The sequence below is a fragment of the Glutamicibacter ardleyensis genome, assembly GCF_014644555.1.
GTDB classification, from domain to species: Bacteria; Actinomycetota; Actinomycetes; order Actinomycetales; family Micrococcaceae; genus Glutamicibacter; species Glutamicibacter bergerei.
The window spans coordinates 185,739-199,811 of the sequence record NZ_BMKX01000001.1 but is presented as its reverse complement, the minus strand read 5'-3'; the positions used below and the strand labels follow the sequence as shown (position 1 = coordinate 199,811).

The 14,073-nt window shown below is 56.3% G+C and carries 13 protein-coding genes; 5 read left to right on the top strand and 8 right to left on the bottom strand.

What is annotated here, in order from left to right:
* Positions 1-181: 181 nt before the first annotated feature.
* From nhaA to IEX04_RS00920, 3 genes are all read right to left on the bottom strand, one after another.
* Positions 182-1,459 carry a Na+/H+ antiporter NhaA gene (gene nhaA, locus IEX04_RS00930; protein WP_096255781.1) on the bottom strand — a complete coding sequence of 426 codons (1,278 nt, stop codon included), beginning with the start codon at positions 1,457-1,459 and terminating at the stop codon, positions 182-184.
* An 82-nt stretch (positions 1,460-1,541) separates the two neighbouring features.
* Positions 1,542-1,703, bottom strand: a complete 162-nt coding sequence (locus IEX04_RS00925; protein ID WP_170947804.1) for a hypothetical protein — start codon at positions 1,701-1,703, stop codon at positions 1,542-1,544.
* A gap of 117 nt (positions 1,704-1,820) precedes the next feature.
* The gene (locus IEX04_RS00920) at positions 1,821-2,213 is read right to left on the bottom strand and encodes a MerR family transcriptional regulator (protein WP_188683022.1); all 393 of its coding nucleotides are present in this window, start codon (positions 2,211-2,213) and stop codon (positions 1,821-1,823) included.
* A 166-nt stretch (positions 2,214-2,379) separates the two neighbouring features.
* On the opposite strand from IEX04_RS00920, the gene IEX04_RS00915 reads away from it, so the two are divergent.
* Positions 2,380-3,918 carry a SulP family inorganic anion transporter gene (locus IEX04_RS00915; protein ID WP_188683020.1) on the top strand — a complete coding sequence of 513 codons (1,539 nt, stop codon included), beginning with the start codon at positions 2,380-2,382 and terminating at the stop codon, positions 3,916-3,918.
* A 65-nt stretch (positions 3,919-3,983) separates the two neighbouring features.
* Here IEX04_RS00915 and pstS read toward each other — a convergent pair whose 3' ends face one another.
* From pstS to arsB, 4 genes are all read right to left on the bottom strand, one after another.
* Positions 3,984-5,132, bottom strand: coding sequence for a phosphate ABC transporter substrate-binding protein PstS (gene pstS / locus IEX04_RS00910; protein WP_188683018.1), 1,149 nt, complete (start codon positions 5,130-5,132; stop codon positions 3,984-3,986).
* 93 nt (positions 5,133-5,225) lie between these two features.
* A complete protein-coding gene (locus tag IEX04_RS00905) occupies positions 5,226-6,728 on the bottom strand; it encodes an FAD-dependent oxidoreductase (protein WP_188683016.1) in 1,503 nt (500 codons plus the stop codon).
* A 21-nt stretch (positions 6,729-6,749) separates the two neighbouring features.
* Complete coding sequence (locus IEX04_RS00900; RefSeq protein WP_188683014.1) at positions 6,750-7,163, bottom strand: arsenate reductase ArsC; 414 nt, start codon at positions 7,161-7,163, stop codon at positions 6,750-6,752.
* A gap of 10 nt (positions 7,164-7,173) precedes the next feature.
* Positions 7,174-8,226: an ACR3 family arsenite efflux transporter gene (arsB, locus tag IEX04_RS00895; RefSeq protein WP_256382724.1), complete on the bottom strand. Its 1,053-nt coding sequence runs from the start codon at positions 8,224-8,226 to the stop codon at positions 7,174-7,176.
* 142 nt (positions 8,227-8,368) lie between these two features.
* Between arsB and IEX04_RS00890 the strand changes: the two genes are divergently transcribed.
* Both IEX04_RS00890 and IEX04_RS00885 read left to right on the top strand, forming a co-directional pair.
* On the top strand, positions 8,369-8,740 hold the full coding sequence (locus IEX04_RS00890; RefSeq protein ID WP_096255768.1) for an ArsR/SmtB family transcription factor: 372 nt from the start codon (positions 8,369-8,371) through the stop codon (positions 8,738-8,740).
* Between the two features lie 240 nt (positions 8,741-8,980).
* Positions 8,981-10,549, top strand: a complete 1,569-nt coding sequence (locus IEX04_RS00885; RefSeq protein ID WP_188683013.1) for an HNH endonuclease signature motif containing protein — start codon at positions 8,981-8,983, stop codon at positions 10,547-10,549.
* Between the two features lie 354 nt (positions 10,550-10,903).
* On the opposite strand, the gene IEX04_RS00880 is transcribed toward IEX04_RS00885, so the two are convergent.
* Positions 10,904-11,818 carry a LysR family transcriptional regulator gene (locus tag IEX04_RS00880; protein ID WP_188683011.1) on the bottom strand — a complete coding sequence of 305 codons (915 nt, stop codon included), beginning with the start codon at positions 11,816-11,818 and terminating at the stop codon, positions 10,904-10,906.
* A gap of 152 nt (positions 11,819-11,970) precedes the next feature.
* Here IEX04_RS00880 and mmsB point away from each other — a divergent pair, with 152 nt between their 5' ends.
* Complete coding sequence (gene mmsB, locus IEX04_RS00875; protein WP_188683009.1) at positions 11,971-12,906, top strand: 3-hydroxyisobutyrate dehydrogenase; 936 nt, start codon at positions 11,971-11,973, stop codon at positions 12,904-12,906.
* Between the two features lie 4 nt (positions 12,907-12,910).
* A complete protein-coding gene (locus IEX04_RS00870) occupies positions 12,911-14,035 on the top strand; it encodes an alcohol dehydrogenase catalytic domain-containing protein (protein ID WP_188683007.1) in 1,125 nt (374 codons plus the stop codon).
* The last annotated feature ends 38 nt before the right edge of the window (positions 14,036-14,073 follow it).

Here is a 14,073-nt window from a genome sequence, read left to right as displayed (position 1 = left end):
GCTTTAAGCGGTCTCAACAAGGACTCTCCAGAAGTGATACCGCTGGCCGGAAAATAGCAGTGATTTCCGGGCTAGGGGCTCCTCCGTAATCGTGAATACCTTTGTGTGAAAGACCCACGCAAAGATGCAAGATGACTTGGCGCCAACGGCGACTCACGATCTGGTACGCGAAAGAAATAGGCTATTTCATGTCGGCCTGTAGTGCACGGTATGTGCGATTGCGCGCGCCAAGAATAAGTGCTCCGATGATTGCTGCCAGCAGCGAGCCGCACAGCACACCGACCTTCACATATTGCGCTTCCTCGCCTTGCGCGCCGAAGGCTAGTTCTCCGACCAGTAGTGAAACGGTGAAACCGATACCGGCGATAAATGACATACCAAGCAAGTCGATCCACTTAATGCTGCGGTCTAACTCGATACCGGGAAGCTTGGTGACCAAGAAGGTCGCGGTGGTGATGCCTATAGATTTGCCGAGGATCAGGCCCGCGATGATGCCTAGTGCAACGGGGCTGAGCAAGGATTCGCGCAGTCCCGCAAAGCCTCCGATAGCAACGCCGGCGGCGAAGAAAGCGAAAATTGGGATGGCGATGATCGAGGAGGCAATGCTCCAACGGTCAGCAAAATGAGCTGCTAGTCCTTCGTAGATTGGTTCCCCGTCTTTGTTCTTTCCAACGTTGACTCGTGCACGCTTAGAAGCGATAACGGGCACCATGAAGCCCAAAAGCACTCCGGCAACGGTGGCATGGATACCGGAAGCATGAACTAACGCCCACACGCTCACTCCCAGAGGTATGAGGATCCACCACGCACGGACTCCGCGCTGCACGGCAATAGTAAAGAGTGCTAGCGGAAGTAGTGCAATGAGCAGTGGGAGCCACGCCAGATCATCGGTGTAGAAGATGGCGATGATAGAAATGGCGAGCAGATCATCTACTACCGCCAGAGTCAGTAAGAAGGTGCGCAGGGCCGGGGGTAGGAATTTTCCGACCACCGCAATCACTGCTACGGCGAAGGCGATATCGGTAGCCGCCGGAATCGCCCATCCATTGATTGCGCTACTGCCGGAAGTGGTGATGACGAGGGTGTAAAACACTGCGGGTAGCGCGACGCCACCAACGGCAGCGGCGATGGGGACAAGCGCGGTGCGCGGGTTGCGTAGTTTGCCAACTACGAACTCCTCTTTAAGCTCCAGGCCCACCACAAAGAAGAAGATGGCTAGCAGGCCGTCGGCGGCCCAAGCTCCGACGGAAAGATTCAAGTGCAGTGATTCGGGACCAAAAGTGAAATCTCTCAGATTCTCATACCAGGGTGCGGCCGGAGAATTGGCGAGAATCAGTGCAGCAATTGTCGCGCAAAGCAACAACAGGCCACCCATGGAATCTTGTTTGAGCGTCTGATTGATTCCGCGCCAGATGGCATGCGGTGCTTGACGGGTTGCGTCAGAAGATGGGTGCGGCAAAGTAAGGTGTCCTTCTTAGAGAAAGGGAAAATGGCGTGAAGGCGCGCGAAAGGTACTTATTAAAAGTGTGTGGGGCGCGCGATTAGTAGCGCGGTGGTGGGCAGCCAGCGATTTCGCCGTGCGCGTTCGTTCCCCAGGAACTCATCCACCCGTTGGTGCCACTGGCACGCTTGGTCAGCAGTTTCCCCTTAGGGAAAACGGCAGCGGTCAAGCGCTGCACATGCGTGATAACCGAGTAGGACATACTTCAACTCTATAGTGTCGGGCCACTGGGCCCTAATGCGGTTTTTGTCCGCTACTTCCTGCTAGCGGTAGCTAGACAAAGTCCCCGAAATGGTCCGAATGTGCGAGCAATGCTCACTCATTTGGTATGCAGGTCAGCGATGAATGATTCGGCTCGTTCAAGATTTAGTGCCAATTTATTGCGCTTGGTGATGGCTCGTTCGGTGTATTCGTCGAGCTTAACACGTGCGGTTTTGTTGCCCGGTTCAGCGTCCAAAATGTCTACTGTGTCTAGCAGTTCGCCCATCTCTTCCAAGGTGAAACCCAGTGGCTTCATAGAACGGATGACCAGCATGCGCTGTAAATCTGATTCGGTATATAAGCGAAATCCGCCCTCGCTACGGGTACTGGCCGGCAGGAGTCCCACCTCATCGTAGTGACGGATGGTGCGGTGTGAGAGTCCCGTGGCCTCGACCATGTCACCAATGTGTAGAGTGCGCGCGTTGGTGGCTGTTGGTTCGGGTTCAGTCATGGGATCCTCCGTGATCGTCAATTGCAACCCTACCCTCACGTTAGGTTAGAGTTGTACTAGATTTTGCAAGCCCTACCGAAGAGGTAGCCCTTGACTCCTGCAGAGCGCAACGACGCGCTACCAAGAATTCTATGCAATCCCAAGGGCTTATGCCCTAAATCCATCAATGAATGGAGTCTCATTCGTGAGCATACAAGCACCCGCAGAACACCAAGCTCTCACACCCGTGGAGCGGCAATCGGTGCTACGCACCTTAAAGTCTCCGCGTCTACTTAAAACCGAAGTACTCGCCGGACTGGTCGTCGCGCTGGCCCTCATTCCAGAGGCCATCGCCTTCTCCATCATCGCCGGTGTTGACCCACGCATTGGTCTCTTTGCGTCCTTTACCATGGCGGTCTCAATCGCCTTCCTTGGCGGACGTCCCGCCATGATTTCCGCTGCTACCGGTGCCATCGCCCTAGTGATCGCACCGTTGGTGGAAAGTCATGGCATTGACTACTTCATTGCCGCAGTAATCATGGCCGGCATTTTCCAGGTTCTTCTTGCGGTCTTAGGAGTTGCCAAACTGATGCGGTTCATTCCGCGTCAGGTGATGGTTGGCTTCGTCAACGCGCTGGCGATCCTGATTTTCATGTCCCAGGTCCCAGAACTACTCGGTGTCCCTTGGCTGGTCTACCCACTGACCGCGTTGGGACTGTTGATCGTCTTCGGCCTACCGAAACTGACTACCGCGATCCCAGCTCCGCTGGTTGCCATCGTCGTCTTGACCCTCATTACCGTTTTTGCGTCCCTGGCTGTTCCTACGGTAGGGGACAAGGGAGAGCTACCTGAATCTCTGCCGGCGCTGTTTTTCCCGGATATTCCGTTGAACCTTGAGTCGTTGCAGATTCTTTTCCCCTACGCCCTAGCCATGGCCTTCGTGGGACTTCTTGAATCACTGATGACTGCCAAGCTGGTAGATGATGTCACCGACACGCACTCGAACAAGACCCGCGAATCTTGGGGTCAGGGTGCCGCAAATATTATTACCGGCTTCTTTGGTGGCATGGGTGGTTGCGCGATGATCGGGCAAACCATGATCAATGTGAAAGCCTCCGGCGCGCGTACACGAATTTCCACCTTCCTGGCCGGTGTCTTCCTGCTGATCTTGGTGGTCGTCTTAGGCGATATTGTCGCGCTGATCCCGATGGCCGCTCTGGTTGCTGTGATGATCTTTGTATCGATTGCAACCTTCGACTGGCACAGTATCAAGCCCTCCACTCTGCGTATGATGCCTAAAAGCGAAACCACCGTCATGCTGGTGACCGTGATCTTCACCGTTGCCACCCACAACCTCGCAATCGGCGTCGGCGCCGGTGTACTGACCGCGATGGTGCTCTTCGCAAACCGCGTGGCACACTTCGTGACGGTGACCCGCACGGTGGAAGAACATTTTGATCAGGAAATTGCGAAGTATGTGGTCAACGGCGAGCTGTTCTTCGCTTCGTCCAATGACTTGTACACGCAGTTCAACTACGCTGAGGATCCTGAGAACGTCGTCATTGATATGCATCAATCACATCTGTGGGATGCCTCGACCATAGCGGCTTTAGATTCCATTACGGACAAGTACGAGAAGTATGGGAAAAATGTGGAAGTTTCGGGTCTGAACCTGGCCAGTACCAATATGCGTGAACGCATGCGTGGAAAGCTCGGCGGTCACTAAGCGAAATGGAATAAAAAGGTGGCGACGGAATCAAACCCGTCGCCACCTTTTGAATAAGAAATCTTCTAGTTTGCCCCGAGCACGTCAATCGAGTCGATCGCGGCGTTTGCATCCTTAGCTAAACGTTCTGGCATTGGTGCACTCTTTGCGGAATCAGCGGCGATCTTTTGGCCTTCATCGCTCACTACGTAGTGACCGAAGGTTTTGATCAGCTCAACGGTCTGCGGATCCTCGTATGAACTGCAGAACAGCAAGTAGGAGACCAGAACCAACGGATATGCTCCGGGTGCGGTGGTCTTCCGGTCTAGATCAAGGGCAATATCGTGGGTATCTCTGCCTTCGACGCGTTTAGATTCGGCTACTGCTAGGGCAGCTGCCTCTCCGCTAACCTCGACAAACTCGTCGCCTACCTTGAGCTTCACCTTGCCCAAGGTCGCGTCAACGAGTGAATCGTCGGCGTAAGCGATGGTGCCTTCGGTGCGTGCCACGGTGGTCACCACGCCGGCGTTACCCTGCGCTTTTTCCAAGGAAATATCGTTAGGCCAGCTACCATCGGGCTCGTACTTCCAGACCTTCGGCGCGGCGCTATGCAAGTATTCGGTGAAGTTTTCGGTGGTGCCTGAATCATCGGAGCGTGCCACTACCGTCATCGGGACATCGGGCAGTTCTACCCCTGGATTGAGCTTGGTGATTGCAGGATCTTGCCAAGAGCGGATGTCCCGGTTGAAGATACCGGCGATGGTGTCCGCATCAAGGTTCAATTCATTGATACCTGGCAGGTTGAACGTGATGGCGATAGGGGAGATATAGGCGGGGATGTTGATTGCACCGCCCGGTCCACAAGTCTGTTGCGAGCGCTTGACCTCTTCGTCTTTGAGGTACGCATCTGAGCCAGCGAATTCTGTTGCCGAGGCCAGCAGGCCTTCGCGTCCGGCACCGGAGCCAACCGAGGCATACTGCACCTGTACCTTGGGATGCAGGACAGAGAAACCGGTAGTCCACGCGTTCATAGCGGCGTTTTGCGCGGTGGAGCCACCACCGGTCAAGGTGCCACGCAAGTCGGAGGTATTTGCCTTAGCGGCCTCCTTCTGCGCCTCACCGAGCGGATAGTCGGAGCCGCACCCGGTAAGTAACACGGTGATTCCAAGTCCGAGTGCCGCGACGGAACTCGGGGATCGAAGAGCGAAACGTCGAGGTGGATTAGCTGGGCGCATCAGGGCTCCTGAGGTGCTGGGAGAGTCAGGGAGGGGAAGAAATTTAGCAGTGGTGCCACGGCAGCTGCGAACAGCCGCCGTGACACCGGAGGGTTATTTTTCTGCTAGTTCGACATTGCCATGCAATGTGCCAGTTGCAAAACCGATGGTCAGCGGTTCCGCCGATCCACAGCAAGAATCCTGCGATTCTTTGGCCTGTTTAGCTGGAGCTTCTGTCCCACAGCAATCAGTGGTCGGAGCATCCTCAACGGTTGACCCGCAGCATGAATCGGCAACAGGTACCGGTTCGCTGCCACAGGAACTTGCCGCCGCTGGTGCGTCGCAGGAGCCACCTAAATCGGTAGAGCACACTCCGGTTTCTGGAAGGTCCAGTTCAACTCTGCGGGCAGCCTCGTGATCTCCGGATAGGTGAGCGGCGATGGAGCGAACCTGCTCGTAACCGGTGGCCATCAGGAAGGTGGGTGCGCGTCCGTAGCTTTTCATGCCAACGATGTAGAAGTTCTTTTCCGGGTGGGAAAGTTCCTTCTCACCGTGCGCGCTGACCGTGCCGCAGCTGTGGAATTCTGGATCGATCAAAGGACCCAATGCGCTGGGTGCTTCAACGGTCTGGTCAAGATCCAAGCGCAGTTCCGAGAGCATGGTCAGATCGGGGCGGAATCCGGTGGCCGGGACGATGCGGTCCACTTCCAGCACCCGGCCGTCAGCTAGATTCACGCTCAACTTCTCGCCGACCGTCAGGGAACCAACTGACACGTTTTCTACTAGGCTGACGTGCTCATTTTCTACCAGTCGGCGTAGCGAAGTGCCCAGCTGCCCGCGTGCGGGAAGCTCATCTGCTGCCCCTCCGCCGTAAAGTCGAATCGGGTTTGCCTGGCCGCGCAGCCCCCACAGCACCTTGGTGTCAGGGCGTTCTTTCTGTAAACGGCCCAGCGAGATGATGGTGTTCGCCGCCGAGTGACCTGCGCCAAGTACCAGGATGGTTTTGCCAGCAAAATCTTCGCTGTCTGCACCCAATGGATCTGGCAATGGGGAAGTGATGAAGCCTGCGGCGTGGGCTTCGGACTCGCCAATTGCCTCGATACCGGAACGTCCTACCGGGTTTGGCTGGTTCCAGGTGCCGGTGGCATCAATGACCGCGCGCGCCTGCAGATCTACAGCGCCCTGTGCTGTTTCGGTGCGGATCAAGAACAATGACTCATCGCGGTCTGCGGTGCGGGCCTTATCAACGCCTCGACCATCCTGATGCAAGCGACTGATCTTGGTCACTCGGTGACCGTATATGATCTGTGAGATCAGTTTGGGGTGGCTTGCCAGCGGTTCGAGGTATTGCTCCAGAAATTCAGCGCCGGTAGGCAACTTGGTTTCCCGTGGGGCTACCCAGTCGCCGGTATTTTCCAGCAAGCGTCGTGCGGCGGCATCGATGTTGAAGCGCCAGGGGGAAAACAACTTAATGTGCTTCCACTGTTTTATGGTGGCGCCAACGCTCGCCCCTGCTTCGAGAACTAGAACTTCTTGGTCCTGTTCAATGAGGTGTGCGGCGGCTGCCAGCCCGGTTGGTCCGGCGCCAATGACAACTACGGGATAATTCTCGGTCATTTTGGTTCCTAAAAGATGCATTTACGCGGTGGGTAGAAGCTCCGCAATGAGCGTCTCGATACGGGCACGAATGTCATCGCGGATCGGGCGAACAGCATCAACACCCTGGCCCGCTGGGTCATCAAGTTTCCAATCTTCATAACGCTTGCCGGGGAAGATCGGACAGGTGTCGCCGCAACCCATGGTGATGACGACGTCGGAGTCTTTGACGACCTCGGTGGTTAGGATCTTCGGGGTTTCGGCGGACATGTCGATGCCCAGCTCATTCATTGCCTCCACCGCGGCAGGGTTGACCGTGTTGGCCGGCTGCGAGCCTGCTGAGCGGACCTCAATACGACCTTCAGAGAGGTGGGAGAGGAACGCTGCGGCCATCTGTGAACGGCCGGCATTGTGGACACAAACGAAGAGTACTGAAGGCTTTTCAACGCTGCTCATGAATAATCTCCTAGGAAGAAATAGTTGTCGAAGCCGTGGGGAAGAATTTTCTGGCCCACAACGCTACGTAGACCAGAGCAATGAGGATTGGTACCTCAATCAGCGGTCCGACCACCCCGGCGAGAGCCTGGCCACTGGTCGCTCCGAAGGTGGCGATAGCCACGGCGATGGCTAGCTCAAAGTTATTGCCAGCTGCGGTGAACGCCAGCGTGGTGGTGCGTGGGTAGCCGAGCTTTAGCGCGTGTCCGATAAGCATTCCGGCACCGAAGACTACGACGAAGTAGATCAGCAGTGGAATCGCCATTCGCACCACGTCCAGTGGCTTGGAGATGATGTTGTCGCCTTGCAATGCGAAGAGCAACACAATGGTGAAAAGCAGTCCGTACAGAGCCCACGGTCCGATTTTTGGCAAGAATTTATTTTCATACCAGTCGCGTCCCTTGACCTTTTCACCGAAGGTTCGCGTGAGGAATCCGGCGAGTAGCGGAATGCCAAGGAAGACTAACACCGAGAGCGTGATCGCGGCGATGGAGAATTCTGCGCTGGTAGTTTCCAGACCGAGCCAGGAAGGAAGCAACTGTAGGTAGAACCAGCCCAGGGCGCCGAAAGCGACCACTTGGAAGACGGAGTTGATAGCGACCAATACCGCAGCAGCTTCACGGTCGCCGCATGCCAGATCGTTCCAGATGAAGACCATGGCAATACAACGAGCAAGGCCTACGATGATCAGACCGGTGCGGTACTCGGGAAGGTCTGCGAGGAACACCCAGGCCAAGACGAACATGAACGCCGGAGCCAAAAGCCAATTGATCACCAATGAAGTGATCATAAGTTTCTTATCGGCTAAAACTCGGCCAGTTTCGTTGTAACGGACCTTAGCGAGGACCGGATACATCATCACCAGCAGGCCGATAGCGATCGGCACCGAAACCCCGGCGATGGTGAATCGATCTAAGAGCGCGCCCAGTTGTGGGAAGATACGTCCTAATCCTAGACCGACGCCCATTGCTAGCAGAATCCACAGCGCGAGATATCGGTCCAGGAAAGAAAGTTTTACAGACACGGGGGCCGTATCAGGCGCGGTCGTAGGTGTCACGCAGGCATCGCTCCAAAAGTAGATATCGACGAGCGTCGATGTCTCGAGTATGGTTGTCTATATCGACGTTTGTCAATCTCTGTAAAGAGTGTAGAAAAGGGCCGTCCAAATGAGCGCAATCACCACAGATACTGTTGAGTTGGGTCTACAGATAACCGATGAGACGTGCTGTGTTCCAGCTTCTGGTGACAAGGTCTTGCAGTTCGCGGAAGCCGAGCTGCTTGCCGCGCGTTTTAAAGCCCTGAGTGATCCCAACCGACTGCGTATTCTCTCCATCGTGTCGTCAAGCGAAGAGTTGGAAACCTGCGTCTGTGACTTATCTGAGCCGCTTGGGTTGAAGCAGCCCACGGTCTCCCACCATTTGAAGATCCTGGTTGATGCGGGCATCCTGCACCGCGAAAAGCGTGGTGTGTGGGCATACTTTTCTGTAGTTCCCGGGGCCTTAGAATCCTTGGCCTCAAGCTTATTGCCGAAGAACTAAGCGTCGGCCCAGGTCTTGGCGAGTGACGCAATTTTTCAGTCACTTACGAAGAGGCAGCATGAAAATGCTCAGGCCGGAGTCTCTTCAAAGACGATTGTTGTCCTTAGTGTCGAGCTAAGTTTATTGTTCTAGTATTGGCCCAAAAGTAGAGCAATCCAAGAGCGCAGAAATTATCTTCTGAGTAGTCCACAGCCCGTGAAAACCCCACCAAAATGTCGGTACCACGCGGGAAAATAGACTATGAGCATCCAGCATGCATTCACCAACGACGACGACGAACACCGTCTACCGCTGAACCCGCCAGGAACCAGGAAAATCTCCCACCTCGACGGGCCATTAGCTTGCGCGATTGAACACGAAAACGAATTCGCTCAAGTCCTGGAACTCGCCTCCACCCTCTACCACGGACCCCCACGCACCGACCCCGCCCAAGGACTCACCGAGCTGAAAGCCATCGCCTACCTACGCCGTGCCCTCGACGCAGCAGAAGCCGTGATCCTCACCGACAGCATCGAACTCGTCGCCCAATCAACGGCCGAATACGCTGCCGACACCGCCAGCACCGCCCCACAAGGCGAAACTGAGAAGCAACGCGACCAACGCATCAGCGCCCACTACTACGGAGTGGACCCAGCCAGCGACCAGATCATCACCTCCAGCTTCGTTGCTGAAGCGGCCGTCGCTTTACGAGAAACAGTCGAGAAAACACGAGCGAAACTGTTCACTGCCAAAGGGCTACGCTACCTATGCCCTGAAACGCTGAACGCGTTATCGCGCGGGCTGATCACCACTAAAGCCGCCCAAGAGATGGTGAAGCAAACACAAGACCTGACGCCAGAGGATATCCGCCGGATGGAGCACTCACTATTGCCGGTCGCAAAGACCGCCAGTGATGCCAGTTTCAGTCAGCGTGCCCGCCGGTTGCACCGCAAATTGGATCCCGTCTCGGCTGCTGATCGTCACGAATCCGCGAAGGACGGACGGTGTGTGACGCTGTGGGATGAACCTGACGGGATGGCCGCGTTGAAACTTTATGCGCCAGCACAGGACGTGTACTCGATTTATAACACGGTGAAAGCTTTCGCCCAGCAAGACGTAGATCCAGACGATACCCGGACCCAAGCTCAGCGTCACGCCGATATTCTGCGTGACGCTCTCTTAGATGGGTGGCCCGCTACCGGGGGAACACCGTTGAAGCCACGGGTAGTGGTGACCATCCCAGCAGTGGAAGCACTTGTTAATCCTCGCCGGGGGTTAGCTGAGCTTGAAGGGTACGGCCCCATCCCGATGGGAGTCGCCTTGACTCTGGCTCAGGAGGCCCCGTCAATGCTTCGGGTGCTCACTGATCCGTGGACCGGGGCAGCTATTGATGTGGGACGTAAAAGGTATCGCCCGTCGGTGGCGTTGAAGGATTTGTTGTTGGTCCGTGACCGGTGTTGTCGTTTTCCTGGGTGCCGGCGTACCGCGCAGAGTTGCGAGGTGGATCATATTGAGGGGTGGGCTCAAGGTGGGCATACTAGTGGCGCTAATTCGCAGTTACTGTGTAAGCGGCATCAGATGTTTAAGCATGCGTTGGGGTGGCAGTCGATTAGTCGCCCTGATGGGTCGGTCAGTTGGCGGACCCCGCATGGGCTGAACTATGTGTCGGTGCCTGGTGGGGTGGAGAACGTCTCTGGTTTTGAGCATATTCATGATCGGACGCCGGTGTTGGAAGTGGGCCTGACTGATCAGGTGCGTAGGGTGTTGGGGTGGGCTGATCCACCAGATCCGCCAGATCCGCCTGATCGGCCTGATCAGTTAGCCAGCTAGAAGCTGGCTTTCCTTGAAGCATCGTTGAGTGACTGAAATTTTCATTCACTACCGCACGATCACATCACCTATTGAGAGATTCGTTCTCACCCCCTTTTTCGTTTCAGTGGATTGTGTCCGCTGAATCGGGGTGGTGTCTGGTTCCTTTGATGATATTTGCTGGTTCTATAGATGTCCGGCGATTAGGTGCACAGTACGAATCTAGGACGTTGCTAGTCACTGACTCAAATTTTCAGTCAACCCTACGTCTGCCGGGAAACAGGTTTCCCACTGGAAGATCGGTCCCATGAAAGTTCCTAAGCCGGTAGCTCAGGCTGACTATTTGGCAGTGATGTCTCAAACCGATGAAGGGTATTAGTAGGGAGAAAATGGTGGGATGAACCAGTCACCATTAGCCGCAGCGTCGTTCAGCGCACGCACGGTTTCTTGCACCGCCTTATTGCGTAGCGCTTCTTCACGGCCAACCAACCAATATTCGGAGTGGTAACTAAACTCGTCGTGAAGTACCGGAACCATATTGGCGTAATGCTTGGACAAAAATACTGGCAGCAAACCGATCCCTGCATGGTTCATGGTCGCCGCATATTGCACAGCAATGCTCGTTGAGGAGATTGCGCGACGCATCGGAGGTAAGGCACTGGTGGCCTCATCAAGTTTGTCCACGGTCAGTGCAGTATCAATGTAGTAATTCAGGCTGTGATTCGACAGTTCCGACAGCTGTTTCGGGGTGCCATGAGCTTTAACATATTCAGCGGTGGCGTAGAGCCGTAACTCGTAGTCCAGTAGCTTGGTCGAGGCGGCTTTGCGCACGCTCGGCTCACCGATGACAATCTCCAAATCCATACCGGTCCGGGTTTGCCTCGCACGGGTCGTTTCCGAAACGATCTCAAAGACCAACTGCGGGTGGCGTTGCTGGAGTTTAGCCAGGGCAGGAGCAGCCAAGTGGGCGCTGAAAGCATCCGGTGCAGCAACTCTCACATGGCCACTGAGCGCATCGAGGTCTTCTTCGGTGCCAATGGAAGCCACCGCTTGCTCGATGGCTTCGGCGCTGGTCATTGCCCGCCTCCCCAGATCGGTCAGTTCCCACCCGTTGGGGGAGCGCGTGAGTAGGTGCCCGCCCATCGCCTTTTGTAACGCATCGATGCGCCGGGAGATTGTTGAGTGATTCACCCCGAGTACAGTGGCTGCTGCGGTGTACCGGCCAAGCCGTGCCACGGTCAATAGAGCAATCAAGGATTCAAGGTGGCGGTAATCGATCTGGCGGTCCATGGCTCTTAGTCTGGCACGGCCAGTGTGCGCTAGCGCACAATAGGCTTGCGATATTGGCGTGCCGTCTCTCATTGAGTCTTCGCTCTCCTCCCGTTTACGCTGGCCTGACAAGGACTTAAACCTAAGCACAAGAAAAGACGCGGGGTAGGGCGATGAGCACGTATGCATGGATTGGGCTAGGGAACATGGGCGGGCCGATGACCGCGAACCTGGTAAACGCCGGGCATACGGTGCGCGGTTACGACCTGAATCCACAGGCCTGCACCGCTGCTGCCGAGACTGGGGTGCAGATCAGCGGCTCGATTGCGCACGCGATGGCCGGGGCAGATGCGGTCTTCACGATGTTGCCCAAGGGTGAGCACGTACGTGCGGTTTATGAAGCGCAAGACGGAGTATGGGCCAACGCGACGGCGCAGATGTTGCTCCTGGATTCATCCACCGTGGACATCGAATCTTCGCGAACGCTGCATGACGAGGCGACCGCGCGCGGGCTGAGTTTTGTGGATGCCCCGGTCTCCGGGGGAATTTCCGGAGCCGCTGACGCCACGCTCGCCTTTATGCTTGGCGGGGCACCGGAACTCATGGAACGCGCGCAAGAACTGATCTCCCCAATGTCAGGAAAGATCATTGTTGCTGGTGGTCCCACCAGTGGTATCGCGGCAAAGATTTGTAATAACATGATGCTTTTCATCGACCTGATGGCCAGCGCCGAAGGATCTCAACTGGCTGACAAGCTCGGGTTGGATCCGAAGGTGTTCTGGGAGATTGCCTCGGTCTCTTCCGGGCGTTCCTGGGCTCAACAGACCTGGTATCCGGTACCAGATGTCATCGCTACGGCCGCGGCAAATAACAACTTTGAAGCAACCTTCCGAGTAGATCTAGCGCGCAAAGACGTGGGGCTTGCACTCGATGCGGGTGTCATGACCGGGCTAGATCTGCCGGCGGCGGCTCTTGCGAGCGAACACTTTGACCGGCTCATTGATGAAGGGCTGGGCGATAAGGACTGCTCGTTGATCGTGAAGAACCTGGTGCCCGACGGCAAGGTGCGCGGTTACACCCCGACGAATACTGTCCCGGCCGGAAAATAAATCCATGCGCACCATTACCGCAGCGGTCCTGCACGCCTCCGGGGCATCGCGTCCCTACGCCCAGAGTAAGCCGCTGGTGCTCAGCGAGATACAGTTAGCTGACCCGGGGCCCGGAGAAGTGCTGGTGCGCATCGAGGCCGCTGGTCTTTGTCATTCGGATCTTTCGGTCATCGAAGGCAACCGGCCGCGTCCATTGCCAATGGTGCTCGGACATGAAGCCGCCGGCATCATCGAGATGCTCGGCGAGGGAGTCACAGATCTGCATCTGGGCCAACGCGTGGTGAGCGTATTTTTGCCACGCTGCGAAAAATGCGCCGCCTGCGCCACCGGTGGCAAATTGCCGTGCACCGCGGGAAGCGCGAGCAATGCCGCAGGAGAATTGCTCACCGGAACCAGGCGTCTGTCTAGTGAAGGGCAACCGATCAACCACCATTTAGGAGTGTCGGCATTTGCTAGCCATGCGGTACTTGACCGGCGTTCGGTGGTTCCGGTGGGTCAGGACGTGCCGGCGGAGGTTGCAGCGGTCTTAGGCTGCGCGGTGCTCACCGGAGGTGGCGCGTTATTAAATGCGGGCAAACCGAAACCCGGTCAAACACTGATGGTGATTGGTCTGGGTGGAGTCGGGATGGCCGCATTGCTGGTGGCTATCGCGCAGAGTGCAAAGTGGCCGGAGCCGGCTCGGCTGATTGCGGTCGATATGAACCCCGAGAAGTTACGCAGCGCGTTGGAGTTTGGTGCCAGTGAGGCTTATACCCCGGAGCAACTGAGATCCGCGGAAATTACCGCAGATGTGGTCATCGAGGCAGCCGGGCACCCACGGGCCTTTGAAGCCGCGGTGCGTGCCACGGCGTCCGGAGGAACCACCGTCACCGTGGGGCTTCCTCCGCCAGGGGCGCTGGCTGAAATTGAACCGCTGGCACTGACCAGTTCGGCGCGTACCATCATCGGCTCATATCTGGGCTCGGCAATCCCTGCCCGGGACATTCCCTACTATGAAAGTCTCTGGCGTAGCGGTTTGCTCCCGGTGGAAAAGCTACTGTGCGGAAACAGAGCGTTGAGCGAAATCAATGAGGCTTTTGACCAACTAGCCGACGGCAGTACCATCCGTCAGCTGATCACCTTTCCCTAGCCGAGCAGGCTGGCGCTCAGGCCGTGATAGTTTAGCGA

Bases quoted from the DNA above. Each gene is read 5' to 3' on its own strand.
- IEX04_RS00870 (WP_188683007.1), top strand. From the start codon at position 12,911: ATGCGCACCATTACCGCAGCGGTCCTGCACGCCTCCGGGGCATCGCGT.
- IEX04_RS00880 (WP_188683011.1), bottom strand. From the start codon at position 11,818: ATGGACCGCCAGATCGATTACCGCCACCTTGAATCCTTGATTGCTCTA.
- IEX04_RS00920 (WP_188683022.1), bottom strand. From the start codon at position 2,213: ATGACTGAACCCGAACCAACAGCCACCAACGCGCGCACTCTACACATT.
- IEX04_RS00925 (WP_170947804.1), bottom strand. From the start codon at position 1,703: ATGTCCTACTCGGTTATCACGCATGTGCAGCGCTTGACCGCTGCCGTT.
- IEX04_RS00885 (WP_188683013.1), top strand. From the start codon at position 8,981: ATGAGCATCCAGCATGCATTCACCAACGACGACGACGAACACCGTCTA.
- IEX04_RS00905 (WP_188683016.1), bottom strand. From the start codon at position 6,728: ATGACCGAGAATTATCCCGTAGTTGTCATTGGCGCCGGACCAACCGGG.
- IEX04_RS00890 (WP_096255768.1), top strand. From the start codon at position 8,369: ATGAGCGCAATCACCACAGATACTGTTGAGTTGGGTCTACAGATAACC.
- IEX04_RS00900 (WP_188683014.1), bottom strand. From the start codon at position 7,163: ATGAGCAGCGTTGAAAAGCCTTCAGTACTCTTCGTTTGTGTCCACAAT.
- mmsB (WP_188683009.1), top strand. From the start codon at position 11,971: ATGAGCACGTATGCATGGATTGGGCTAGGGAACATGGGCGGGCCGATG.
- IEX04_RS00915 (WP_188683020.1), top strand. From the start codon at position 2,380: ATGAATGGAGTCTCATTCGTGAGCATACAAGCACCCGCAGAACACCAA.
- pstS (WP_188683018.1), bottom strand. From the start codon at position 5,132: ATGCGCCCAGCTAATCCACCTCGACGTTTCGCTCTTCGATCCCCGAGT.